We start from the raw sequence: 23,132 nt of genomic DNA on the forward strand, positions 1-23,132 counted from the left end.
AAGGAAAGCCCCGCCTTTCCTTTTATTTCTGACTGAAAAGCATATCCTGAAGATGTTTATTAACAGATTATGGCCATGCTTTATAAAATATTAATAAAAAGGCCAACAAAACCGATTACGATCTCTTTTTAAGGAGGCTTAGCCTTTCTGTATGAAAGTTATGTTAGTTTCTATAAAATTTAAATTTTATAAATACCCCATCTCTTTTATAAATAAAGCTTACTGATAATCCAGCACAAAACTGCTGGTGGCGGTAAAGTCACCCACTTTCAAAGATTCATTTGTTATTACTGATGGCTGCGCCTGTATATAAGCATTAAAAGTAAGCGGGTTATTACCACTAGTCAGCTGGAAATAAGGCGTCGGTTTGTTGATCGGCAGTGGTGTGCCATCCATTCTTTCCAGGCCGATAGCTACGCCTTGAGCAGTACTTCCCGCATCCAACGAGAGTGAATCGGTTAATTCGCTATCTGCCGCACCTTCAAAAGTAATATTTACCGTTTCGGCGATGGCCGGATTACAATTTTCCAGATGAATCGTAAATGACTGGCTTTTGGTACGATGATATTGATAAAGGGCCTTTTCAGTTACCGTACCAAAATCGAGATGAATATCCTGGTCGCTTTCCGGAAGTGTGCAGGACTCTGCAACCAGTGCGCCCGAAAAATGCACGTTATCTGCTGCCTTAACATAATTAAATAAAGCTAATGCTATTAGCGAGACAGTCAACAGAGCAGAGCTTTTCATAAACGTCCTCACATATAATCGACGCGCAGCGTCATCGATGCTTCAAATGCACCGGCAGTCAGCATGACATTACCCGACTGTACCGGTACCGCCTGAATCAGGGGCGGCGTGCCAATGTCAGTAATAGCGACACGTTGTCCAAAGGTCACCGGCAACCCATTCACCAGAATATGGAGACCCAGGTCCGTTTTACTGGTCTGAATCGCTGATTCATCGAATGAGGTCGGGCTTGCCGTCTCTATTACGATAGCGAGATTATTTGGCGTATAGCCTGCTGCGCAGACGACGTTGTAATTCACTGGCTGCAGATAGTGAGTACCATCAATTTTTTCGATGGCCAGATAGTCGCCAAACGTTACCTCGATCGTCTGTTCATTACTGATAGTGCAAGGAGGCGCTACCAAAGTTCCGTGAAAAGACATATTTGCATCCTCGGCAGCGACCGAATAAGCCACGTAAGCCGCCGACGCAAAACATACCGCACGCAGAAAATGCTTCATTGATATTCCACTCTCATCGTTGCACTGGCTGTAAAATCGCCGGCAGGCAAGTGTGAGCCAGCTTGTTGGGTTAATATCGCTTTCAGCACAGGTTTTGCGGCGGCAGAAGCAAAATTAAATTCGGTATTAAGTGGAAAATCTATTCCATCCGCTTTGAATTTAATACCCAGTTCATTAATGTTTGTCTGGAGAAGATCATTATTAAATGCCGCTCCTGTGCCTAATATTCGAACCTTAAGGCCGTAGTTGTCGTAGCTACAAGTAAGTTTATAATCAATGGATCTTTCAATTTTTCCGCTTGCTACGTCAGTTGTGGCTATAGCGCTACCAAAATCAACATCAATGGGTTTGCCATCATTCAAATTACATGCGGGTAAAGAAATTGATGCGTTATTGAGCCACACTTCAACAGCGTGGGTGCCAAAGTCATCCGCAATATATCCCACAAACCCCGTATCAAGGCTGCCGCCAGAGGTCACTTCACCCGTTTTAATAATTGAAAATTCAACATATCCAGAGTGTACGTTATTGTAACTGTCCCATATTGCAGGATGTCCATCAATGGGAGAGAACCACCAGTCTCCACCACGAGCCCCCACCCTGATGCCGACGCCAGGTATATTGGTTGCATAGGTATTATCAACACTTGTGGAGGTTACCCACGGTGGATTCAGCCAATAATGAATTGTGCCGCCAGTCTGGCAGTAGATATGGACATCGCCATTATTCCCTTTTGCTTGTGAGGCCAGTACCGTTCCTACAGGAGCATTAGGCGGAACGACAATATTTCCAAAGTCGAAATGATGATTAAGCATATTCGGTGTTTCAGCCGTCCAGAACTGGCACGTGGCAAAAACAGACGAGGAGTAGAGGCTTGCAATAAAAAAACCGAAAAAGCAGAAAAAATAAAATCTAACCTTTTTCATATAACACCTCACGTCGGGAATTATCATTTTCACTCATACATCATGCTGAAATGGATCAGTGCATGATAAGAGCCCGGAACTAATGGCGCATTGGTACGCTCGACCTGCAGCGTATAGGTCACGCTATCCTGGCCTGGGTTGAGCAAAACGGTGTCTCCCTGCTGCCCCATGTTCACGGTTTGCCCGCGACTGTCTTTCAACCGCAACCCGATGCCGGATGCGCCCGTCACTTTGATAAGCTCCGGCCTCAGCGTATCGGTCGCAGCCAAAAAGCGCGCCTGGTACGCAGGCTGCTGTGTACTGCGGGTGTGCGTCAGCGGCGTGATATTCGCACTGCGAGTCGGGATTTCCGGACAGTCACGCAGATAGAGCGTCACCGGAATCGGCTTCGTCATTTTGCCCACAAGGTTCACATCCGCGCGGGTGATATTGCCAAGATCGATGTCCTGCCACGCGGAATCCATCTCCAGTCGACAGGTATTTTCACGCAAAGCCCCATGCACATAGAGCGTACCGCCATCGGCTGAAACCGGCTCATCAGCAAACACAGGCGGTATGACACAGAGCGCCGCGCCGAGCGCCATAAGTTGAGTCATCCTTTTCATCACAATGGTTTCCCGTGGCTGATTAGTTTTGATCTTTCAGCAATTTCGCTGTGCAGGTCGTTCCGCTACAGGCGAACTGCAGGTGCGGGCGTCCACCGTAATCATTCACATACGTCAGCACCGGGTTATTACCAAAAGCGGCAGCAGACGCTTCAATCGTCGCGCTGGATTTCGGGCTGACCATCACAGGCTCAAAGCCCACCGTTTTCCCTTTGACGCCAGTAGCGCCTTCGACAATGGTCAGGAAATAAGGCGTCGGGTTATTGACCATAAATTTATCGCCCTGGCGCGTCAGCGTGACTTTTTCCACCCAGTCGCCCTGCGCCGCCTGCGTTTTATCGAGCGCGATAGCTTTCGGACGGTAAAACAGTTTGATGCGGGTCTGCAGAGCAATTTGCAGCGTGTTCGGTTTATTGCTGCGCGGCGGAATTTCACGCAGGTTGAAATAAAAAAGCGATTCTCTGTCTTGCGGCAACGACGCGATCGCTGGCGAAGCCTGCACTTTCACCTGGCTTTTCGCGCCCGCTTCTACGCGCTGCACAGGGGGCAGCACATTCAACGGCGAGGTAATTTTGTTCCCTTGCGCATCTTCAATCCAGGCCTGGGCAAGATAAGGCAGATTCTTGTTTTCATTGCTGATGCCCAGGCTAATGGATTTCTCTTCGCCGTTATAAACTACGCGGGTGCGATCGAGCGCGATGGCCGCAAAAGCCTGTTGAGTTGCCATTACGCCAGACAGCGCCAGCGCGGCGGCAAATATGGTTTTATTCATGGTTAACATAATTAATGACCTGTTAAGTTAATCGGTTAACCGCCCCGCCTTAGCGGCACGGCAGCAGCAGATTTTCGTTCTGGCTTGTTCCCTGAAGATTTTTCGGCAGGGTGACGGCGCATTGCACATTGCCATTCCAGCTAACCCTTAACTGGTGGCCCGGTTGCAAACCGCTCAGGTATGCCTGGCCCTCATCATTGACGATGCCAATTTCCTGATTTTCCGCATTGAGCACGCTGGCACCGAACGGCGGGTAAGTTCCATCCGCAAGGCGGATAATCGCCATCGCTTTCAGGCCTGAAATCACATTAAATTTGCGATAGCCAATGGCGCCTTCGGTGAGCGTTGCCTGAACCACCGAAGCAGACGCTTCGGCATCTTCTGGCAGATGGTTAATATCAATGCTCAGGCTATTTTTGCTGTAATCACTCACGTCTGTGATTACCGCATTACCGAAATGGTTGGTGGTCGTCGCATTGGCATAACCCTGTACCGGGATATCCGCGGCGTCACCGGTGTCGAGCAGAACGCGCGTCCCGCCGATCACGTTAGTGCGATGTAATGCCGCGCCTTTCGCCGTCGCCGTCATCCCGCCGCGCAGTGATAACCCGGCCGAACTGTATTGACCGTGCTGGTAATCAACGTTGCCGCTGACCTCTGCCAGGTCTCCGGGGTGATCGTAATAACCGCTCAGGTTACCGCCATCATTGCTGCCGCCTGCGGCAATACGATAGTTATCGCCGTTATCCAGCCGGTTGAAATAACTCAGGCTATGGCTGTTATTGTCGGCGTCATAGGATGAGTTAAGTCCCAGCGTACCGGTATCGCCCATCGGCATAGAGACGGAGACATACATACCATCATCGTTTTCGCCGTTGAATTTGTTACGGTACGCCGTCAGCGACGCGCTGATATTTTTCATTTTCCCGATATCGAAATAGCGAGACAGCGACAGGCTATAGCGATCTTCCGCCGGGTTACTCCAGTAAGTCTGGTGTGAATAGTTCAGATAAGCGCTAAGCCCGATACTTTCAAACTGCTGATTAAAGGAGATGGTGTACATCTCTTTGCTCTGCATAAAGCTGCCGTTATCTGCACGGTAATTCAGATAATCGTTAAAGCTCATGAAGTCTTTTTCGGAGAAGCGATAACCCGCAAATGTCACCTGACTTCCTGTGTCATCGAAACGCTTCGAATAGCTCAGGCGATAAGACTGACCATGCCGGTCTTCACCGTTATCGAGCTTCGCGCCGGAGCGGGTAATATCGAACGCCAGCGCACCCAGCGCCATTAGATCGCGGCCGACACCCAACGCCGTGGCCAGATAATTGCGGCTCGCCACAAGACCGCCATAAAGCGACCAACCGTTGCTGATACCCCAGGAAAATTCCCCCGAACCAAAACCACTGCCTTCGCTATGGTGATCATAAGTGCTTGGTCTGCCGGCATACATTTTGTAACGCAGGCTGCCAGGTCTTGTCAGATAAGGAATAGAAGCCGTATTGACTTTATATTCCTGTACCGAGCCATCCTGTTCCTGAACACGCACATCCAGCGCCCCGGAGACTGAGTTATTGAGATCCTGAATGGCAAATGGGCCTGCCGCGACCTGCGTTTCATAGATAACCCGGCCTTGCTGCGAAATGGTGACTTTGGCGTTAGTCTTCGCTACACCAGTCACTTCCGGCGCGTAACCGCGCAGGTTCGGCGGCAACATATTGTCGTCAGACACGACGCTTGCGCCGGTGTAACGCACGCTGTCGAACATATCTGAATTCATGTAGTCTTCGCCGACAGTCAGCTTCGCGCCCATTTTGGGCAGCGCGCGGTACATCTGGAACCGGCTCCACGTCCACTTTTTCTGACCGCTGCTACCTGAGCGATCGTCATAGTTGGTCTGCCAGTCTGCACGCAGACGCCACGGCCCCATATTGGCGCCAAACGTACCATTGCCGGACACCGAGTTATCGTCACCGCCTTCACGCCCTTCGTTATGGCGCGTCTGGGCGTTGACGTTGTAATCCGCGATAACGCCGGGAATACCGTTATCCCACATTGACGGCGGCACCCAGTTATCGGAGGTATATTCCAGATAAGCCTGGGGTACGCTTATCATCAGCATACTGTTGCCAAGGTCCGGTGTGACTTCAACGCCTTTTAATGCCGTGATATCGACACACTGACCGTTATGCCAGACTTTAAATTGCCCGAGGTATTTTTCTTTAAAGCCAAATTTTTTGATCTGGTCCGTCGTAAAGCAAACCAGTGACTGGTTTTTATCATTTTCGGCAGCAAAAACACTGACCGTCTGCTCTTCCAGTTCGTTTTGATTAACTTTAATTTTAAATCCGTAATCGCCCGGCATAATATAACCGCGCTTTGAAAAACGGCTAAGATCGATATTTTGCTTATCTTTTACGTCAAGCACATCGGTATTAAACTGAATATCGTCTGCGGCTATTGCCGCTGTCCGTAAACACGCGCAGATGCATAAAGCCAATGCTGACGGCACAATCAGTTTTGATAGAGAGGCTTGTTTATTGTGTGATCTGGCCATATCCCTTTCGCCGGTTTGTTTACGGGCAATCTCTGCCTTTATTATTAAATTAAGACTGAAGAACAGCGGTATTTAAAAATAATCAATGCGATATTTAATTATTGACGAATAGGCGCCGGGTTTTAACTCGTCATGCGTTGTTTTCAAGCGTAATTCGTAATCCAGCTTAATATCTTCGGTAGAGATTTCCGTATAAGGCAGTGGTTGACCCGGGTGAATCTCTTTTCCGTTTTTGCTCTCAATCGCTAACGCAACGCCACCAGCCTCGCCCGTGATTTTGAATAATCCGTCATCGTCCGCGCCGTCAAAGGTGACCTGCAAAAACTGCCATGGTGCGCTGTCCGGCTCGCCAGTATCAAAGGTGCAATTTACCAGGTGAATGGAAAATGGCATTGCGACACCTTCACCCGCACGTTTAATCACATTGACAGATTCATCTGGCATTTCGATAGACTGATAGCGACTTTCCATGGCGATATCACAGGCTTTTGAAACGATCGTGCCTTGCATATTTACGCGGCCATTCAAGCCGATATCAAATTCTGAAGCAGGTCTGGCTGACGGTGACGCCTGTGTGGCAGCAGTAGCGATTCCGAGGGTCAGCGCTATCGCATAACACGTTAATCTGGTCATGAAGTCCGTCTCTGGAAGCGAAAAATCATACGCCCGCCTGAGCGGACGTATGCAGCCCGGTGGCACCAGACTTACTGGTAAGCCAGCGTAAAGTCTGCGACAGCAGTAAAATCACCCGGGACGATGGTTGCAGATGCGCCATCACCCTGCAGATAAGCAGAAAACAGCAGCGTGTTGTTGCCTTCCTGCAGCTGATGCGCTGCAGACGCTTCGCCAAGTTTGAGCTGCTGGCCGTCGCCGTTGGTCAGGATAATGCTGGCGCCTTTAGCGGTACCGGTGATGCCCAGAGAGCCGTCAGTTGCCCCTTCTGCGCCGGTAAACGTGGTTTTTACGGTTTTCAGCGTGCTGACATCGCAGTTTTCCAGTTTGATTTCAAAGTTGCGCGGTACGGAAGTACCGGTGTTGCCGTTTGCTTTCAGCGCAACGTTAGAAATCTGCCCCATGCCGACAGTCTGATCGATGCTGTCAGGATGAATGGAGCACGGTGCATCGATGATAGAACCGGTGAAAGTGACTTTTCCGTGGCCCTGATCTTGTGCGTTCGCCATGCCTGCCGCCAGCATTAATCCCATTGCCGCTGCCAGAGAAACCTTGCTGAATTTCATGTTATTTCCTTGAGTAAATAAAAACGATTCCTTACAGACTATTCAAGAGCCGTATTTATAAAATTCACCAAATCAATGCATGGAGTATTTTATATTTACCCGCCATTGAATTCGCGAGAATTTTAAATTTCAGGATGGGATGCGGCAACATATATAAATTCTAAAAAAAGAACAGCCGGAAACACACATAAAGCTACTATCTAAGGCATTGATACCAGCATGAAAAGGACATAATGCAGGAATATTTTAATAAGGAAAAATCAGATAAAAGCCCAGGTATTTTCCATTTAAAAAAGATCATCCGGTTTACTGATAATCGTTTTCTTAAAATATATTACCGATAATAAAAAACCACGCCGAAGCGTGGTTTTCGAGGAAGAACGATTTTACCTGTCGAGCCAGTTGCCGCTTTCGATGCGGGTCAGCCCTTCAGTTGGTCGTTGGTAAACATACATCCAGGCGCTGCCGTACGGCGTCTGGATAAGCTGGCGTTTATACTCGCCGCGCGCGGTGCGCAACGCATCCAGCTCCGCAAGCGTCGTGGCATCGATGCGATACACTTCGCCGACTACCGAGCCTTCGCCTGGCACTGCCCCAGGGTAATGCCCCAGGCTGAAGAGCTGGTAGTTTTCGATGTCATAATCGCCCAGCCACTGGGCGTTGGTCATCCAGTGGCTGTTGCCTTGTTTGCGTCGTAAACTGCCGTAGACAAATATTCGCATTGCTAAAACTCAAACTGATAGAGCACATCAAGTGCCTGATCTACGCCAGACACCGCTTCCAGATATAGCTTAGGCATCAGGCGATACCTTAGCGTGAGCGTCGCCAGCGAGTCAAAAATGCCCACGCCGTATTTCACCTGGAGACCCGGCAGTACATAGCCGCTGACCACCACCTGGGAGGAATCGCCCACCCCTTCGGTGTCCAGCGCCAGATTGCTTACGCCAAACGTCTCGCCGATTTTACCCACAACCTGACCACTTTGTGCAACCCCCAGGCCAATCAGCATAGACGTCATGGCGTCGCTGTCGCTCTGCCCGCTCTCAAGCCCCTGCCCGCGCAAGAGATAAGAGAGCGCCTCCTGCTGCGACATTGCCGGGTCGGAGAAGACTTCCACCTTCGGCTCGTCGGTTTCGCCAGTTACGCGCACGCCAGCGATCACATCGTTTTCGGTGGCGTCAGGGTTACGGATCGCCTCGATATTCAGGAGTGGCCGGTCCGGCGGGCCGGAGAACAGCAGCTCACCCTTACGCACCAGCAGATCCTGGCCGTAAGCGTGGAAGCGCCCTTCCGGGATGTTGATCTGCCCGTTCAGGCCCAGGCCCTGTTTATCCTGCGCGACTTTCAGATCGCCGGTGAGACGCGCCTTCAGCCCAAAAGCATCTATCCGCACGTTGTTCCCAACGTGAACGATGAGATTACTATTGATCGGAATGGAAGCGTGCTGCTCCTCTTCCGGTTTCAGATTTTCATCGAGCAGAACTTCATCACTGGAGACGCCCACCGCGCTTTCCGGCAGATCGTGCACCACGATGCGCGCCCACGGCACATCCACGCGGCCATCAAGCGTAATCAGGCTTGGCGTCGCCTCCAGCACCACATCCGGCGAAACGTCCAGGCGCACCATCGGTGGCACGGTGATCCGCACGCGGCTGCCGCGCGCCGCCACTCGGGCGCGCCAGTTATCGATCTGGCTCCAGTCGGCGTTACCGTTCAGCGCGATTTCGCCCTGCTTCGTGCGCACCACGCCCTGCAGCGTCGAACTCATGCCATTGAAGTTCATGGCAAGCTGGCTCGGCTGCATATCGAACGGCATAAAGTTGCCCTCGATATCCACACCGTTAAGCTGCATCTGGCCGAACAGCTGCGGCTGGCGGGCATCGCCGCCGAGCCGCAGGTTCGCGCTCAGAATACCCGCCGCTTTCTCGCCGCGCGAAAAGACCGGGTTGGCGATAGCGAGCGAGAAATTACGGATATTGATATTCCCGGAAAGATTGCGGCGCTCCTGTGGGTCCGCCACCTGAATATCACCGTCGAACTGGCCATTATTAGCGAGACGAATCAGCCAGTTGAGCCGCGCACGGTTATTGCGCAGCTCCGCGTTCAGGTTCAGCGTGTCGAACGCCACCAGCAGCGGATTACCGTTCACCAGTTGCGTCACACGAACCCCGCGCCCGGCGAGCTGCACCTGTCCCTGCGGCAGCCCTTCTTTTGTGGTATCCCAGCTGACATCCGCTTTACCGGTGAAAAGCCCGCTCGCCTGGGTCTCTTCCGGCATAAACGGTTTGATCATGGCCAGATCGAAACGGTTGAGATTTACCTGCGCCCGGCCAGTCGCGCCAGCATCGATGGTTTGCGGAACGCAGAGCTCGGCGTTCGGGTTACGCCAGCAGTGCGGGCCGATGGCGATTTTCTGCTCCTGCCCGCGGTAGTCGAGCGTCAGCGCGCGGCTTAGCGCCCATGGGCCGACTGGCGTGGCGAAGCGCGTATTATCAATCTCGCCGCGCCAGCGCATCGCCTGACGGTCAAAGCTGCCGCGCAGGTCGAGCTGCCCGGAGACCGGCTCGCCCTGCACGCGCAGCGCCATCTGATGTGACTTTTCATTGCCTTTGGCGGCGAGCGTAATCAGCCGCAGGTTGATATCGCCCTGCACCAGACGCTCAACGCGCAGATCCAGCGAGCCGCCGATCTGATCGGTGGATTTCACATCGCCAAGCAGGCGCACCTGCGCGACGGAGAGCTCCTGCCAGCGCAGGTTGCGCGCGGTGACATCGGCGTTAAGTTCCGGTGCCTCGACGTTACCGCGAATTTTCACCAGCCCTTTCGCTGTGCCGCCGAGCCCCGGCAGCGCGTTATCCAGCGCCGGCGCGTCAATCGTGGCGTCCAGCGCCAGATCTTTAACGCCCAGCTCGCCCTTCACGTCCGCTTTATTGCGCCCTAATTCCAGATGCAGGCCGGGGATAGTCCACTGAAGATAGCTGTTGCCCTTAAGCTGCCCGTCGACCTTCACCTTATTCTGCTTAACGTTGCCCGCGAGCTTCAGCTCCGGCACATCAAGCTGCCAGGTGCCGCCATAGAGGCTGCCGCGCAGCTTCATCAGCCCGTCAAGCTTCGACGGCCACTCCGGGTACTGTTTGGCGGTGTTAATGCCTTTCAGCGCCAGCTCGCCGCGCCAGCTGATGGCCTGCTGCCAGTCGAGCAACGCGGTCAGCGTGGTGTGGCCCTGCAGCGCCGCGACATCCAGCTTATCAATGTTGATCTGCTGTTCATTGCCCTTACCGTCAAGCATAATGGTGGCGGACGGCAGCTGATCGCCTTTCACGGCGGTACGGAACGACAGCGCGTAATCGGTCATTTTGCCTGAAAGCTTCAGTTTAAGATCGTCAGCCTGATACTGTTTCGGGCCAGTGAGCGGCCAGTAGAGCTGCTCGCTGGTAATATCCAGATTGAGCGGCAAGCCCGCTTCGGCAAGTTTCGTCTGCCCGCGCAGCACTACATCCACCGGGCCGGAGAGATTAACGCCGAACTCCAGCTGGTCGCGCAGTGCGCCGCCCACTTTGAGCTTCACTTTCTCGCCCTTGAGCGGCTCCACGTTCAGCGTGCTGTTAAGCGTAATATCGACCGGCCAGTTGTTGCGCAGCTCCGCGCTGCCGGTGGCGTTAACCGTGCCCTGATTCGAATCGATATCCAGCGTATCGAGCTTCGTGACGCCATCCACGCTGCTGATTTTCACCAGCAGATTGCTGACCGTAATATCGGTGTCGCCAGTCAGGCGCAGCTGTTCGCCGTGAAAATTTTCCACCGTCAGGTTCAGCGGCAGATGGACATCCGTCATCTCCGGCAGGACAGGTTTAGCGAACAGCTCGCGCAGCGTTTCACCGAGCGGTTTCTCCTGCGGCTGCGGGTTATTCACCTTCGGCTCGATCACCTCCTCCTGCGCCACATCCGCCGCTTTGGGCAGCGCGATGAGCAGCCCCTGTAACGAGGTCGGTTTGAGTGTCAGATTGCGGCTCTCCCAGGCGAGGCCCGAGCTGAAATCCATCACCGACACCAGCGTATCGTCGATTTTGATATTGACGTTATGCAGCGCCGCCCGGCTCAGCGTAATCGGGTACGGCGTGGAGAGATCAAGCGGCCCGCTCTCTTCTTCTTCCACTTTCGCCGCTGGCGGCATTTTTTTGGTATCGACGACCACGTTGATATCTTTCAGTGAGAAATCATTCACGCACAGGCTGCTGTCACGCAGGCAGGAGAGCTTCACGGAAAGATGGATTTCGCCGGCGTTAACGTCCACGCCCGGCTGCTGGTAGCGCAGCGAGGTGATAGTCAGGTCGCGCCAGCCGCCGGTGACGCGCCCGATATCCAGCCCCGGCACCCAGCGATTAGCGGCGTTGAAAACCAGATGTAAACCTGTCGTGGTGCCCACCAGAAAGCCAACGGTTGCGATAAGCAGCACGACAACGGCCAGAACGGCGAGGCTGATTTTTTTCATACGACTCATAATTCAGGCCCCAGACCGATGTAAAACTGCAAACCATGCTCCTCTTTGTCGCCAACGGGCACCGCGAAATCGACCTTAATGGGCCCGACCGGCGACTGCCAGCGCACCCCGACGCCCGCGCCGGTTTTGAAATTGCTTTGCTTGATGTCGTTGACGGCTTCACCGGAATCGACAAACACCGCGCCCCACCATTTGCCGGTCACGTTGTACTGGTATTCCAGCGAGCCGGTAGCGAGCTTCGAGGCGCCGGTCAGCTTGCCGTCGTCATCTTTGGGAGAGATAGATTTATATTTATAACCGCGGATGCTGCGGTCGCCGCCCGCGAAGAAGCGCAGGTCCGGCGGTACGCGCTCAAAGTCGTTGGTTTCTATCCAGCCGAGGTTGCCGCGCGCCACAAAGCGATGTTTGTCATAGAGCGTGCGTATCCAGACGTTTTGCGCCTGCAGGACGACGAAATCGACGTCAGAGCCCCAGGCGGAGTCAGAGTAGTCAATGGAATAGCGCTGTGAATCGCCCCAGGTCGGCATCAGGCCGCCGCGTGAACGAGTGCGGCTTAGCATCACGCCCGGATAGAGCAGCATCGTGGTATGGGTGACGTTGGCCTGGGTAAAGTGATCCAGACTCCAGCGCAGGTTAATGGCGCGCTGCCAGCCGCTGGAGAGATCCCAGTAGCGGGAGACGGCAAGCGTGGTGGAATCTGCTTCGGTATCGTTGAGATCGGTGCGCTTAAAGCCGCCCTGCACCAGATAATATTGCTCCAGCGGGTTCTTCAGCAGCGGCATTTTATAGCTGAAATCGAGCTGCTGCTCCGGCGCGGAGATACTGGTCGAGGTGGTCAGGCTGTGACCGTAAGAGTTGATCCACGGTTTGCGCCAGTTCGCTTTGAGACGCGGACCGACGTCAGTGGAGTACCCCGCGCCCACTTCGACGGTATTTTTAATGCGCGGCGAGACCACGCCCCGCAACGGCAGCACTTTGGTCTTCCGGGATTTTTCAAATTCCGGCGCCACGACGACCGAGTTAAACCAGCCGGTGGCGGATAAACGGCGGCTGAGCTCCGCCACGTCGCTTGACTGGTAATAATCGCCCTTTTTAAACGGCACCAGGTTTTGCAGATACTCTTCGCGGATCTGCGAGCCGCTGAAGGTGACATCGCCGAAGCGATAGCGCTGCCCGCTATCGTAATCGATATCCCAGAACGCCTCGCGACGCTCCACCGAAACGCCAAGCTGGCTTTTTTTATATTCGCTGTCGAAATAGCCCCGACGCAGCGCCAGGCTGGTCAGCCCTTTTTTGAAACTGTCGTAGTCGTTATGGTTCAGCACTGTGCCGATGGCGGGACGCTTTTTCAGCAGCGCCAGATACTCTTTATCGTCGCGCGCGCCGCCGCGCAGAATCACATTCGTTCCGGCGATAAGCACCGGTTTGCCCGCGTTAACCCGCGCCAGCAACACCTGGCGACGCCCGCCCGGCGGCGGTTCACGCAGTTCGAAATCAATGGTCGGTTCGTAGTAGCCCAGCGCTTTCAGGCCGTTGCGGATGGCGTCATCGACGCGCGCGCGAAAGCGGCGGTCCGGCGTGACCTCATCCGTCTGAATCGTGGAAAGCTGAGCGCGGACGTTTTTTTGTAGCGCGCCGGTCAACCCTTCCACCTGCAAACGGACAGGCGCAGCGGTCGAGGCGCCCGCCACCAGCAGCGTGGCCCAGCACAAGTTACGGATTAATGGCACGTTCTCTCCTGAATATCCCTTATTCCCACTCCCGGGAGGAAACCTGATGCCGCTCCGCGGCCTGACAAAACTCCGGTAAATGGAGTTGAAATGAAGACGATCACCCAAATATTTCTTATGTTTAATTTAGTCGCATTTAAGAGGTTTATTGTGGGCAAAGAGCCGCTTCGTGACAACCGCAGGCGAGAATTTGCACGCTTAACATTTTTCAGGAGGTCGGCCCTATGAGTTTTTTTGATAAGAAACAAATGATTACCGAAGAAGAGGCTCTGCCGGGGCGTAACACCCGTATGCCGGTGGCAGCGTTGCATACCGTGACCGGACACTCAATGACCAATGTGCCGGAGGGAGTGGAGGTGGCGTTATTCGCGATGGGCTGCTTCTGGGGCGTGGAGAGACTCTTCTGGGCGCTACCGGGCGTCTACAGCACCGCGGCAGGCTACACCGGCGGTTATACGCCAAACCCGACCTACCGCGAAGTCTGCAGCGGGCAGACGGGGCACGCCGAAGCGGTGCGCGTGGTCTATGACCCGAACGTCATCAGCTACGAACAGCTGTTGCAGGTGTTCTGGGAAAACCACGATCCGGCGCAGGGGATGCGTCAGGGCAACGATGTCGGAACGCAATACCGTTCGGCGATCTACCCGTTAACGCCGGAGCAAGAGGCCGCGGCACAGGCGAGCCTCGAACGGTTCCGCGCGGCGATGGAAGCGGCGGGCGACTATCGCCATATCACGACAGAAATCGCGCCGGCCAAACCGTTTTACTATGCCGAAGACGAACACCAGCAGTATCTGCACAAAAATCCGTACGGCTATTGCGGCATCGGCGGCATCGGCGTGTGCCTGCCCCCCGAGGCGTAACAATTCATCAATCATTGTATTATCAGGATTTGTGATAAGTGATGAGAGGCGTTAAGCGGCGCGCCCATGCTATCCCTCAACCGACACTGGTTGCGGAGAACTGCTATGAAACTCATCACGCTGTTACGCTCGTTTATCCCGGTGGTGACCGGTCTTAGTGCGCTTTCCGCCTGGGCCGGTCCCCAGGCGGATGTTGACTGTGCTTACCACCATACCGCTGGCGACGATGCCATCATGATGTATGGCATGCCAAACCACGCCATGCTGCATGACTTCTTTGGCAATACCCATACCGACGCTTATTCCGATTATGTCCGGCTGCGAAACCAGCCGGATAATACCTGTAATAACAAAGCGGACAGCTCCGCCTGGTGGGTTCCCACCATGAAGTTGCCCGACGGACAAATCGTCAAACCTGCCTACCAGAAAACCTACTATCAAAGCACCAGTGTAGATACTTACCCTCTGCCCCCCTTCCCGCCCGGTCTTGAGCTGCTGGCGGGCGATCATTACGGCACCGGGCCTAACCGGCACATCACCTTTCTGTGCGCCAATGGCAAGGGGTATACCAATACGGCAGGCGAAGTCTGCGGGTTACGCCAGAAAGGCGATGCGGTACAGTTTAATATCGGTATCCAGTTCCCGAACTGCTGGGATGGCGTCAACCTCAAACCCGCACGCGGCAGGATGAACGCCACCTACACCAACGACGCAGGCGCGTGCCCGGCGGAGTTCCCGGTGAAAATCCCGACGGTGAATATGAACGTCGCCTGGGTTCTGCCGCAGATTACCTCGCTTGATACCGCGAAAATCCAGCTGTCGATGGACCCGCAGATGGATGGCGAAACCCGTATTGAGAAATGGGGCAGTATCTATACGGCTCACGGCGATTTCATGAATGGCTGGCCGGTGCAATCGGCGCAGTTTATGACCGAAGAATGCATGAACAAAAATATGGACTGCGGCACCAATATTCCGTTCAGTTACCAACGCGCCAGCGCCGATACGTTTGTCAGCAGCGCGGAGCCGGGCCGTAACTTTGGTGACGAGCCGACGCTGCAGGTGCAGGATGACTGGCGCAACGGGGGACGCACCGCCAATAAAGAGGTCATGTCGCTGGTGAAATTTTCCATCCCGCCGCTGCCTGAAGGCTATTCCGACGCCGATGCCGCGCTGTTTAAATATAAAATTCGCATTTATGGCGGGAAAAACGGCGAAGGCGCGAATCAGATCTTTTTCTACCCGGCCGATACGCAGTGGGATGAGCATCAGGTGAACTGGAATAATCGTCCGGCGTGTAACTACAAATCTGACGGCATTCTGTATCTCGATAACGCGCGAATCTATCGCTACGTGGATGTTGATAAAGCCGTGCGGGCCGCGCTGGCTGCCGGGAAAACCGAAATCGCCTGGTACATTGGCGGTGACCGCCAGGGCGGCAATTACAGCTTTAACCCGGCAGGCACCAAAGAAAATCTGCTGCTGATGCTGACAGGCTACGAAAACGTACCGGAGATCTGACCGTTTACGCCCGCCGTAATTTCCCTACGCGGCGGGCGCTTTCTTCACCCGTTGCGCAAGCCCTCTGGCAGCCCCGCAGGGGCTTACGCTATACTACCCTTTGAATTTGCAGGCCTCCTTCTCTACAGCCTGCATTCACCGTGTTTTCACACAATAATCAACTTCCCTTCCGAGGATCCGGCGATGGCTGGATAAGATATGTTAAACAGTATTTTACTGATACTTTGTCTCATTGGCGTCAGCTCCTTTTTCTCGCTTTCCGAGATCTCGCTTGCCGCCTCCCGTAAAATCAAACTCAAGCTGCTGGCCGATGACGGCAACATCAACGCCCAACGGGTGCTGAAGATGCAGGAAAACCCCGGCACCTTCTTTACCGTGGTGCAGATTGGCCTGAACGCCGTCGCCATTCTTGGCGGTATCGTGGGCGATGCGGCGTTTTCCCCGGCGTTCTACACGCTGCTGGTGCGGTTTATCTCCCCCGAGGCCGCCGAGCAGGTGAGCTTTATCCTCTCCTTTACGCTCGTCACCAGCCTGTTCATTCTTTTCGCTGACCTGACCCCGAAACGCATCGGTATGATTGCGCCTGAAGCCGTGGCTTTGCGTATCATCAACCCGATGCGCTTCTGTCTGTTCATCTTCCGCCCACTGGTGTGGTTCTTTAACGGCATGGCGAATGTGATTTTCCGCCTCTTCAAACTGCCGATGGAGCGTAAAGATGACATCACTTCTGATGATATCTACGCGGTGGTGGAAGCTGGCGCGCTCGCGGGCGTGCTGCGCAAACAGGAGCATGAGCTTATCGAAAACGTGTTTGAGCTGGAGTCGCGCACCGTGCCGTCCTCCATGACCTCACGTGAAAACATCGTCTGGTTCGATCTCCATGAAGATGAGCAGAGCCTGAAGAACAAAGTGGCGGAGCATCCGCACTCCAAGTTTCTGGTCTGTAATCAGGATATCGACCACATCATCGGTTATGTCGATTCCAAAGACCTGCTGAACCGCGTGCTGGCCAACCAGAGCCTGGCGCTGACCAGCGGCGTGCAGATCCGCAACACGCTTATCGTGCCGGATACGCTGACGCTCTCCGAGGCGCTGGAAAGCTTCAAAACGGCGGGTGAAGACTTCGCGGTTATCATGAACGAATATGCGCTGGTGGTAGGGCTTATCACGCTGAACGACGTGATGACCACGCTGATGGGCGATCTGGTCGGTCAGGGGCTGGAAGAGCAGATCGTCGCGCGCGACGAAAACTCCTGGCTGATTGACGGCGGCACGCCGATCGATGACGTCATGCGTGTGCTGGATATCGACGAGTTCCCGCAGTCCGGCAACTACGAAACCATCGGCGGCTTTATGATGTTTATGCTGCGTAAAATCCCGAAACGCACCGACGCGGTGAAGTTCTCCGGGTATAAGTTTGAAGTGGTGGATATCGATAACTACCGCATCGACCAGCTGCTGGTGACGCGCATCGACAACAAGCCGGGTGTGCTGACGCCTAAACTGCCAGACGAGCAGAACGCCGCCTGAGCCTCAAAACACTAACGGCCCCATCGGGGCCGTTTGTCTTACTGCATACGCACAACGCTGTCGTTACGCCATCTCGGTCTGGAGACGCATAACCTGACGGTTGACTTCGGACATGACGGAGTAGTGCTGTTTGTCCTTCACTTTCGGGACGAGGATTTTGCCTTTATCGAACTCGAAAGCGCCTACATCCTTAATATACAACCGTCCACGAAACAGGATCTTCACGTACTTCGCCACCTGAAGCGGGTTGTAACGTTGGAAAATTTTCATTGTTCTCTCCTGCTGAATTACGCCCTCGTGGTGCCACATTTGGACCATCATGATTAAGACGCAAAATTTGTTGCCAGATGACTATAGACCAGAAGTTCGGGAGCACCCACTCTGCCTGACTTTATTTACGCTTTTATTACATTCTTTCAGAATTTTCTTTTCAAAACTCTACGGAGCGCAGGAGAATGCCGCTTTTTTTAACGGTTTCTGTGCGTTCGCCCGCAAACTGGCACTGTGGTTGCGTGAAAACAGAAAATTAACAATTAAGCTAAAAAGCAATGGGCCCAAGTGGTCCGATCACCTGCAAAATCGAAAAAGGAGCCACCTATGACCCTGCGCGGAATGCTGGCGCTGAGCTGCCTGCTGCTGCCGCTGATGGCCTCGGCACATAACTTCAAAGAGAACGACCGCGTGCCGCCCATCGGCATTAACGACAAAGGCGAGCTGATGCTGAATAAAGATCAGTTTAGCTACAAAAACTGGAACAGCGCGCAGTTACCTGGAAAAGTGCGAGTGCTGCAACATATTGCCGGGCGCACCTCGGCAAAAGAGAAAAATGCGGGGCTGATTGAAGCCATCAAAGCCGCGAAATTCCCGCACGACCGCTACCAGACCACAACGATTGTGAACAGCGACGACGCCATTCCCGGCACCGGGATGTTTGTTCGCAACAGCATTGAGAGCAATAAACAGCAGTATCCGTGGTCGCAGTTTATCGTTGACAGCAACGGCGTGGCCCAGAAAGCCTGGAAGCTTGAGCCGGGAAGCTCGGCGATTGTGGTGCTGGATAAAGACGGGCGCGTACGGTACGCGAAAGATGGCGGCCTGACCCAGGAAGAAGTGCAGCAGGTCATGAACCTGCTGCAACAGTTACTCAGTAAATAGTGACCCGGAAGCTGGGGTTCAGGAACGACTCACGCGGCGTGTAATCCAGCGTTTTGCCCTGCCAGTCGTGAACCTGCGCCCCGGCGGCGACCGCCACGGCGTGACCCGCAGCCGTATCCCAGATATTCGTCGGCCCGAAGCGCGGGTAAAGCTGCGCTTCTCCTTCCGCCACCAGGCAGAACTTCAGCGACGAGCCTACCGACGTGGTCTGGTGTTCGCCAAGCTGCTGCAGATAGTCCTGCAATTCGGCGTTATCGCCGTGGGAGCGGCTTATTACCACACGCGGTGGACGCGCGTCGCGCACCTGGATCTGCTTGCGCACGCCGCACTCTTCTTTCCACGCCTTGCCTTCCGCCGCGCTGTACATGACGTTCAGCACGGGCGCGTAGACCACGCCAAGCACCGGCTTGCCGTCTTCAATCAGCGCGATATTAACGGTGAATTCGCCGTTGCGCTTGAGAAACTCTTTGGTGCCGTCGAGCGGGTCCACCAGCCAGTAGCGCTGCCAGTGCTGACGCACGTCCCAGCCTGGCGGATCTTCTTCGGAGAGCACCGGCACCTGCGGCGTCAGCGCTTTCAGCCCGGCGACAATCACCGCGTGCGCTGCGATATCCGCCGCCGTCACCGGCGAATCATCAACCTTTTGGGTGGCTTCCAGCGGTTTGTGACCCTCGTAGACTTCCATGATGGCGCTGCCGGCTTCGCGCGCCAGTTGGCAAATCTGTTCTAACATTGTCATCCACCTCTTTCTCGTTTCGCAGTCCGTCCCGGCTGCGGATTTAACACCTTGTTTTATCGATATGATTTTTATATCGCATTGCGTCTTGTTCCGCTATCTGTGAAGCGATTCCGGTTTCCCTGCCCGTTTTTCTGGCAGGATTCACATTTTTGTAAGCAACAAACGATAGATACATAAACTTTTGTGGCTTCGCTCTGAAAAAAAGGACCTGCCTGATGATTAAGTTTAGTGCAACGATGATAGCCACGCTGGTTGCCGCCAGCGTGAACGCCGCCACGGTGGACCTGCGCATCCTGGAAACCACCGACCTGCACAGTAACATGATGGACTTTGACTATTACAAAGACGCGCCCACCGAAAAATTCGGCCTGGTGCGTACCGCAAGCTTAATCAAAGCCGCACGCCAGGAGGCCGCCAACAGCGTGCTGGTGGATAACGGCGACCTCATCCAGGGCAGCCCGCTTGGCGATTACATGGCCGCGAAGGGCCTGAAAGACGGCGATGTGCATCCCGTATATAAAGCGCTGAACACGCTGGATTACGCCGTCGGCAACCTCGGCAACCATGAATTCAATTACGGCCTCGATTACCTGCATAAGGCGCTTTCAGGCGCAAAATTCCCTTACGTCAACGCGAACATCATTGATGCCAAAACCCAAAAGCCGCTTTTTACGCCGTACCTGATTAAAGAAACCGAAGTAAAAGATAAAGACGGCAAGCCGCATACGCTGAAAATTGGCTACATCGGGTTTGTGCCACCGCAAATCATGACCTGGGATAAGGCGAATCTCAGCGGCAAAGTCACGGTTAACGATATCACCGAAACCGCCCGTAAATATGTGCCGCAAATGCGCGCGGAAGGCGCCGATCTGGTGGTGGTGGTGGCGCACTCGGGGCTCTCCGCCGAGCCATACAAAGCGATGGCGGAAAACTCGGTGTACTACTTAAGCCAGGTGCCGGGCGTGGACGCCATTCTTTTCGGCCATGCGCACGCGGTGTTCCCGGGTAAAGATTTCGCCGCCATCAAAGGCGCGGATATCGCCAAAGGCACGCTGAACGGCGTACCGGCGGTAATGCCGGGCATGTGGGGCGATCATCTGGGGATCGTCGATCTGGTGCTGAATAACGACAGCGGCAAGTGGAAAGTGACGCAAAGCAAAGCCGAAGCCCGCCCGATCTACGACACCCAGGCGAAGAAATCGCTCGCCGCTGAAGATCCGGCGCTGGTGAAAGTGCTGAAAGCGGATCACGACGCCACGCGCGAATTTGTCAGCCAGCCGGTCGGGAAATCCGCCGATCCGATGTACAGCTATCTGGCGCTGGTGCAGGACGATCCAACCGTGCAGGTGGTGAACAACGCGCAGAAAGCTTACGTGGAACACTTTATTCAGGGCGATCCGGATCTGGCGCAGTTACCGGTGCTCTCCGCCGCCGCGCCGTTTAAAGTGGGCGGGCGTAAAAACGATCCGGCAAGCTTCGTGGAAGTGGAAAAAGGCCAGCTGACGCTGCGTAACGCCGCCGATCTTTACCTTTACCCCAACACGCTGGTGGTGGTGAAGGCAACGGGCGCGGAAGTAAAAGCGTGGCTGGAGTGCTCCGCCGGGCAGTTTAACCAGATTGACGTCAACAGCACGAAGCCGCAGTCGCTGCTGAACTGGGACGGTTTTCGCACCTATAACTTCGACGTTATCGACGGCGTAAATTATCAGATAGACGTGACGCAGCCTGCCCGCTATGACGGTGAATGCCAGACGATCAACCCGAAAGCGGAACGCATCAAAAACCTGACGTTTAACGGCAAGCCTATCGATCCGAACGCGACGTTCCTGGTCGCCACCAATAATTATCGCGCTTACGGCGGCAAGTTTGCCGGCACCGGCGACAGCCATATCGCGTTTGCCTCGCCGGACGAGAACCGCGCGGTGCTGGCGGCATGGATTGGTGCCGAAACCAAACGCGCGGGGGAAATTCACCCGGCCGCGGATAACAACTGGCGTCTCGCGCCGATTGCAGGTAACCACAAACTGGATATCCGCTTTGAAACCTCGCCTTCTGACAAAGCGGCGGCGTTCATCAAAGAGAAAGCGCAATATCCGATGACCAGCGTCGGCAAAGACGATATCGGTTTTGCGGTGTATCAGCTGGATCTGTCGAAGTAACGGCACTCACGCCAACCACTCCCCCCCAGGCCGGGTAAGGCGCAGCCGCACCCGGCACTCACGCCAACCAATCCCCTCCCAGGCCGGGTAAGGCGCAGCCGCACCCGGCACTCAGGCAAACCATTCCCCCCGTAGGCCGGGTAAGGCGCAGCCGCACCCGGCACTCAGGCCAACCACTCCCCTCCTAGGCCGGGTAAGGCGCAGCCGCACCCGGCATCCTGTCTTCAGCACCAGAACCCGGCGCTCACGCCGCTTGCTCTCCACGGTTCGCCATTACCTGCGGCAGATTAACTTCAATCCAGTCGGCCAGCGCGGCCACCTTCTCGCTCACCTCCACGCCGAGCGGCGTCAGGCTGTATTCCACATGCGGCGGCACCACCGGATACGAGACGCGATCGACAAAACCGTCCTGCTCCAGCGCCTGTAACGACTGCGCCAGCATCTTCTCGCTCACGCCGCCCATTTTCCGGCGCAGATCGCTGAAACGGTGCGTGCCGTCGCGCAGCGCCACCAGGATCAGCACGCCCCAGCGGCTGGTGACATGTTTCAGCACATCGCGTGACGGGCATTCTTCGGCGAACAGATTGCCGTCGCGTAACTGCTCACTCAGGGTAGAACGGGTCATTTCATACTTACCTTTTTGTACGTACTTACTAAAAGTTAGTTTGAATGATAGTGTGCCACAACACCCAACCGAGACAAAGGAAAAGACCATGATTGCGATTACCGGCGCTACCGGCCAGCTTGGCCAGCGCGTGATTGATACCCTGCTGAACACCGTCGCGGCACAGGAGATTGTCGCGATTGTCCGCAACCCGGCGAAAGCCGCCGCGCTTAGCGCCAGAGGCGTCCAGGTTCGCGCGGCCGATTACAACGACGCGGCGGCGCTTACCGCGGCACTCGCGGGCGTGGAAAAAGTGCTGCTCATCTCATCAAGTGAAGTCGGCCAGCGCGCGACGCAGCACCGTAATGTTATCGACGCCGCGAAAACCGCAGGCGTGAAACTCATCGCTTACACCAGCCTGCTGCATGCCGATCGCTCTCCGCTGGGGCTTGCTGACGAACATGTCGCTACTGAAAAGATGCTCGCGGATGCCGGTATTCCTTATGTGCTGCTGCGTAACGGCTGGTACACCGAAAACTATCTGGCGAGCGTGCCGCCGGCGCTTGAGCACGGCGCGTTTATCGGCAGCGCAGGCGACGGGAAAATCGCCTCCGCCAGCCGTCAGGATTACGCCGAAGCCGCAGCGAAAGTGCTGACGCTCGATAACCAGGCCGGGCGCGTTTATGAGCTGGCGGGCGACCATGCCTGGACGCTTCGCGATCTGACCGCGCTGTTAAGTAAAGAGACCGGCAAAACGGTTTCATACCAGAATCTCAGCGAGGCGGATTTCGCCGCGGCGCTCACGGGCGCGGGTCTGCCGGAAGGCTTTGCGAAGCTGCTCGCGGATTCCGATATCGGCGCGTCCAAAGGCGGCCTGTTTGATGACAGCCGCCAGCTCAGCGCGCTCATCGGCCGCCCGACTACCTCGCTTGAAGCGAGCCTGCACGAGAGTCTCAAACCGTAATATTAAATCTGGCAGGCTGCT

The 23,132-nt window shown here is 54.9% G+C and carries 20 protein-coding genes; 6 read left to right on the forward strand and 14 right to left on the reverse strand.

The window, feature by feature from the left end:
- Positions 1–219: 219 nt before the first annotated feature.
- The 11 genes from G9X48_RS19750 to tamA all read right to left on the reverse strand — a co-directional run bounded on the left by G9X48_RS19750 (position 220) and on the right by tamA (position 13,576).
- Entirely contained in the window at positions 220–747 is a 528-nt protein-coding gene (locus G9X48_RS19750; protein WP_165770211.1) for a fimbrial protein, read from the reverse strand.
- A gap of 8 nt (positions 748–755) precedes the next feature.
- Positions 756–1,247 (reverse strand): fimbrial protein, encoded by a 492-nt coding sequence (locus tag G9X48_RS19755; protein ID WP_015386328.1) that lies wholly within the window; start codon positions 1,245–1,247, stop codon positions 756–758.
- On the reverse strand, positions 1,244–2,173 hold the full coding sequence (locus tag G9X48_RS19760; RefSeq protein WP_097640961.1) for a fimbrial protein: 930 nt from the start codon (positions 2,171–2,173) through the stop codon (positions 1,244–1,246). Before G9X48_RS19760 ends, G9X48_RS19755 begins: the two co-directional genes overlap by 4 nt.
- 29 nt (positions 2,174–2,202) lie before the next feature.
- On the reverse strand, positions 2,203–2,757 hold the full coding sequence (locus G9X48_RS19765; RefSeq protein ID WP_097640955.1) for a fimbrial protein: 555 nt from the start codon (positions 2,755–2,757) through the stop codon (positions 2,203–2,205).
- 43 nt (positions 2,758–2,800) lie between these two features.
- Positions 2,801–3,559: a fimbria/pilus periplasmic chaperone gene (locus G9X48_RS19770; protein WP_097640954.1), complete on the reverse strand. Its 759-nt coding sequence runs from the start codon at positions 3,557–3,559 to the stop codon at positions 2,801–2,803.
- Between the two features lie 40 nt (positions 3,560–3,599).
- Positions 3,600–6,107 carry an outer membrane usher protein gene (locus G9X48_RS19775; RefSeq protein ID WP_158686275.1) on the reverse strand — a complete coding sequence of 836 codons (2,508 nt, stop codon included), beginning with the start codon at positions 6,105–6,107 and terminating at the stop codon, positions 3,600–3,602.
- A 72-nt stretch (positions 6,108–6,179) separates the two neighbouring features.
- A complete protein-coding gene (locus G9X48_RS19780; protein ID WP_237728413.1) occupies positions 6,180–6,740 on the reverse strand; it encodes a fimbrial protein in 561 nt (186 codons plus the stop codon).
- A gap of 71 nt (positions 6,741–6,811) precedes the next feature.
- Positions 6,812–7,345, reverse strand: a complete 534-nt coding sequence (locus tag G9X48_RS19785; RefSeq protein WP_007852288.1) for a fimbrial protein — start codon at positions 7,343–7,345, stop codon at positions 6,812–6,814.
- A gap of 386 nt (positions 7,346–7,731) precedes the next feature.
- Positions 7,732–8,067, reverse strand: coding sequence for a gamma-glutamylcyclotransferase (locus tag G9X48_RS19790; protein WP_004387569.1), 336 nt, complete (start codon positions 8,065–8,067; stop codon positions 7,732–7,734).
- Between the two features lie 2 nt (positions 8,068–8,069).
- The gene (locus tag G9X48_RS19795; protein ID WP_097640952.1) at positions 8,070–11,846 is read right to left on the reverse strand and encodes a translocation/assembly module TamB domain-containing protein; all 3,777 of its coding nucleotides are present in this window, start codon (positions 11,844–11,846) and stop codon (positions 8,070–8,072) included.
- The gene (tamA, locus tag G9X48_RS19800) at positions 11,843–13,576 is read right to left on the reverse strand and encodes an autotransporter assembly complex protein TamA (RefSeq protein ID WP_014728014.1); all 1,734 of its coding nucleotides are present in this window, start codon (positions 13,574–13,576) and stop codon (positions 11,843–11,845) included. The genes G9X48_RS19795 and tamA overlap by 4 nt, the downstream gene beginning before the upstream one ends.
- Before the next feature lie 224 nt (positions 13,577–13,800).
- Between tamA and msrA the strand changes: the two genes are divergently transcribed.
- The 3 genes from msrA to G9X48_RS19815 all read left to right on the forward strand — a co-directional run bounded on the left by msrA (position 13,801) and on the right by G9X48_RS19815 (position 17,490).
- A complete protein-coding gene (msrA, locus tag G9X48_RS19805; protein WP_097640951.1) occupies positions 13,801–14,439 on the forward strand; it encodes a peptide-methionine (S)-S-oxide reductase MsrA in 639 nt (212 codons plus the stop codon).
- 105 nt (positions 14,440–14,544) lie between these two features.
- Positions 14,545–15,960, forward strand: a complete 1,416-nt coding sequence (locus G9X48_RS19810) for a DUF1996 domain-containing protein (RefSeq protein ID WP_097640950.1) — start codon at positions 14,545–14,547, stop codon at positions 15,958–15,960.
- Between the two features lie 198 nt (positions 15,961–16,158).
- Positions 16,159–17,490 (forward strand): hemolysin family protein, encoded by a 1,332-nt coding sequence (locus tag G9X48_RS19815; RefSeq protein WP_004387563.1) that lies wholly within the window; start codon positions 16,159–16,161, stop codon positions 17,488–17,490.
- 63 nt (positions 17,491–17,553) lie between these two features.
- On the opposite strand, the gene G9X48_RS19820 is transcribed toward G9X48_RS19815, so the two are convergent.
- Complete coding sequence (locus G9X48_RS19820) at positions 17,554–17,760, reverse strand: DUF1107 domain-containing protein (protein WP_004387562.1); 207 nt, start codon at positions 17,758–17,760, stop codon at positions 17,554–17,556.
- Between the two features lie 327 nt (positions 17,761–18,087).
- Between G9X48_RS19820 and G9X48_RS19825 the strand changes: the two genes are divergently transcribed.
- Entirely contained in the window at positions 18,088–18,645 is a 558-nt protein-coding gene (locus tag G9X48_RS19825) for a YtfJ family protein (RefSeq protein ID WP_012123710.1), read from the forward strand.
- On the opposite strand, the gene cysQ is transcribed toward G9X48_RS19825, so the two are convergent.
- The gene (gene cysQ, locus G9X48_RS19830; protein ID WP_007702003.1) at positions 18,635–19,378 is read right to left on the reverse strand and encodes a 3'(2'),5'-bisphosphate nucleotidase CysQ; all 744 of its coding nucleotides are present in this window, start codon (positions 19,376–19,378) and stop codon (positions 18,635–18,637) included. The genes G9X48_RS19825 and cysQ overlap by 11 nt on opposite strands.
- 221 nt (positions 19,379–19,599) lie before the next feature.
- On the opposite strand from cysQ, the gene G9X48_RS19835 reads away from it, so the two are divergent.
- Positions 19,600–21,543, forward strand: a complete 1,944-nt coding sequence (locus G9X48_RS19835; RefSeq protein ID WP_097640949.1) for a bifunctional 2',3'-cyclic-nucleotide 2'-phosphodiesterase/3'-nucleotidase — start codon at positions 19,600–19,602, stop codon at positions 21,541–21,543.
- A gap of 244 nt (positions 21,544–21,787) precedes the next feature.
- On the opposite strand, the gene G9X48_RS19840 is transcribed toward G9X48_RS19835, so the two are convergent.
- Complete coding sequence (locus G9X48_RS19840) at positions 21,788–22,168, reverse strand: helix-turn-helix domain-containing protein (protein WP_014728010.1); 381 nt, start codon at positions 22,166–22,168, stop codon at positions 21,788–21,790.
- 88 nt (positions 22,169–22,256) lie between these two features.
- On the opposite strand from G9X48_RS19840, the gene G9X48_RS19845 reads away from it, so the two are divergent.
- Positions 22,257–23,111, forward strand: a complete 855-nt coding sequence (locus tag G9X48_RS19845; protein WP_097640948.1) for an SDR family oxidoreductase — start codon at positions 22,257–22,259, stop codon at positions 23,109–23,111.
- The last annotated feature ends 21 nt before the right edge of the window (positions 23,112–23,132 follow it).

The organism is Cronobacter sp. HA18006 (assembly GCF_011605445.1).
Lineage (GTDB): Bacteria > Pseudomonadota > Gammaproteobacteria > Enterobacterales > Enterobacteriaceae > Cronobacter > Cronobacter sakazakii.

What these genes read in the sequence shown, in the direction of transcription:
- G9X48_RS19750 (WP_165770211.1), bottom strand. Translation starts at nt 747, where the DNA reads ATGAAAAGCTCTGCTCTGTTGACTGTCTCGCTAATAGCATTAGCTTTA.
- G9X48_RS19755 (WP_015386328.1), bottom strand. Translation starts at nt 1,247, where the DNA reads ATGAAGCATTTTCTGCGTGCGGTATGTTTTGCGTCGGCGGCTTACGTG.
- G9X48_RS19760 (WP_097640961.1), bottom strand. Translation starts at nt 2,173, where the DNA reads ATGAAAAAGGTTAGATTTTATTTTTTCTGCTTTTTCGGTTTTTTTATT.
- G9X48_RS19765 (WP_097640955.1), bottom strand. Translation starts at nt 2,757, where the DNA reads ATGGCGCTCGGCGCGGCGCTCTGTGTCATACCGCCTGTGTTTGCTGAT.
- G9X48_RS19770 (WP_097640954.1), bottom strand. Translation starts at nt 3,559, where the DNA reads ATGTTAACCATGAATAAAACCATATTTGCCGCCGCGCTGGCGCTGTCT.
- G9X48_RS19775 (WP_158686275.1), bottom strand. Translation starts at nt 6,107, where the DNA reads ATGGCCAGATCACACAATAAACAAGCCTCTCTATCAAAACTGATTGTG.
- G9X48_RS19780 (WP_237728413.1), bottom strand. Translation starts at nt 6,740, where the DNA reads ATGACCAGATTAACGTGTTATGCGATAGCGCTGACCCTCGGAATCGCT.
- G9X48_RS19785 (WP_007852288.1), bottom strand. Translation starts at nt 7,345, where the DNA reads ATGAAATTCAGCAAGGTTTCTCTGGCAGCGGCAATGGGATTAATGCTG.
- G9X48_RS19790 (WP_004387569.1), bottom strand. Translation starts at nt 8,067, where the DNA reads ATGCGAATATTTGTCTACGGCAGTTTACGACGCAAACAAGGCAACAGC.
- G9X48_RS19795 (WP_097640952.1), bottom strand. Translation starts at nt 11,846, where the DNA reads ATGAGTCGTATGAAAAAAATCAGCCTCGCCGTTCTGGCCGTTGTCGTG.
- msrA (WP_097640951.1), top strand. Translation starts at nt 13,801, where the DNA reads ATGAGTTTTTTTGATAAGAAACAAATGATTACCGAAGAAGAGGCTCTG.
- G9X48_RS19810 (WP_097640950.1), top strand. Translation starts at nt 14,545, where the DNA reads ATGAAACTCATCACGCTGTTACGCTCGTTTATCCCGGTGGTGACCGGT.
- G9X48_RS19815 (WP_004387563.1), top strand. Translation starts at nt 16,159, where the DNA reads ATGTTAAACAGTATTTTACTGATACTTTGTCTCATTGGCGTCAGCTCC.
- G9X48_RS19820 (WP_004387562.1), bottom strand. Translation starts at nt 17,760, where the DNA reads ATGAAAATTTTCCAACGTTACAACCCGCTTCAGGTGGCGAAGTACGTG.
- G9X48_RS19825 (WP_012123710.1), top strand. Translation starts at nt 18,088, where the DNA reads ATGACCCTGCGCGGAATGCTGGCGCTGAGCTGCCTGCTGCTGCCGCTG.
- cysQ (WP_007702003.1), bottom strand. Translation starts at nt 19,378, where the DNA reads ATGTTAGAACAGATTTGCCAACTGGCGCGCGAAGCCGGCAGCGCCATC.
- G9X48_RS19835 (WP_097640949.1), top strand. Translation starts at nt 19,600, where the DNA reads ATGATTAAGTTTAGTGCAACGATGATAGCCACGCTGGTTGCCGCCAGC.
- G9X48_RS19840 (WP_014728010.1), bottom strand. Translation starts at nt 22,168, where the DNA reads ATGACCCGTTCTACCCTGAGTGAGCAGTTACGCGACGGCAATCTGTTC.
- G9X48_RS19845 (WP_097640948.1), top strand. Translation starts at nt 22,257, where the DNA reads ATGATTGCGATTACCGGCGCTACCGGCCAGCTTGGCCAGCGCGTGATT.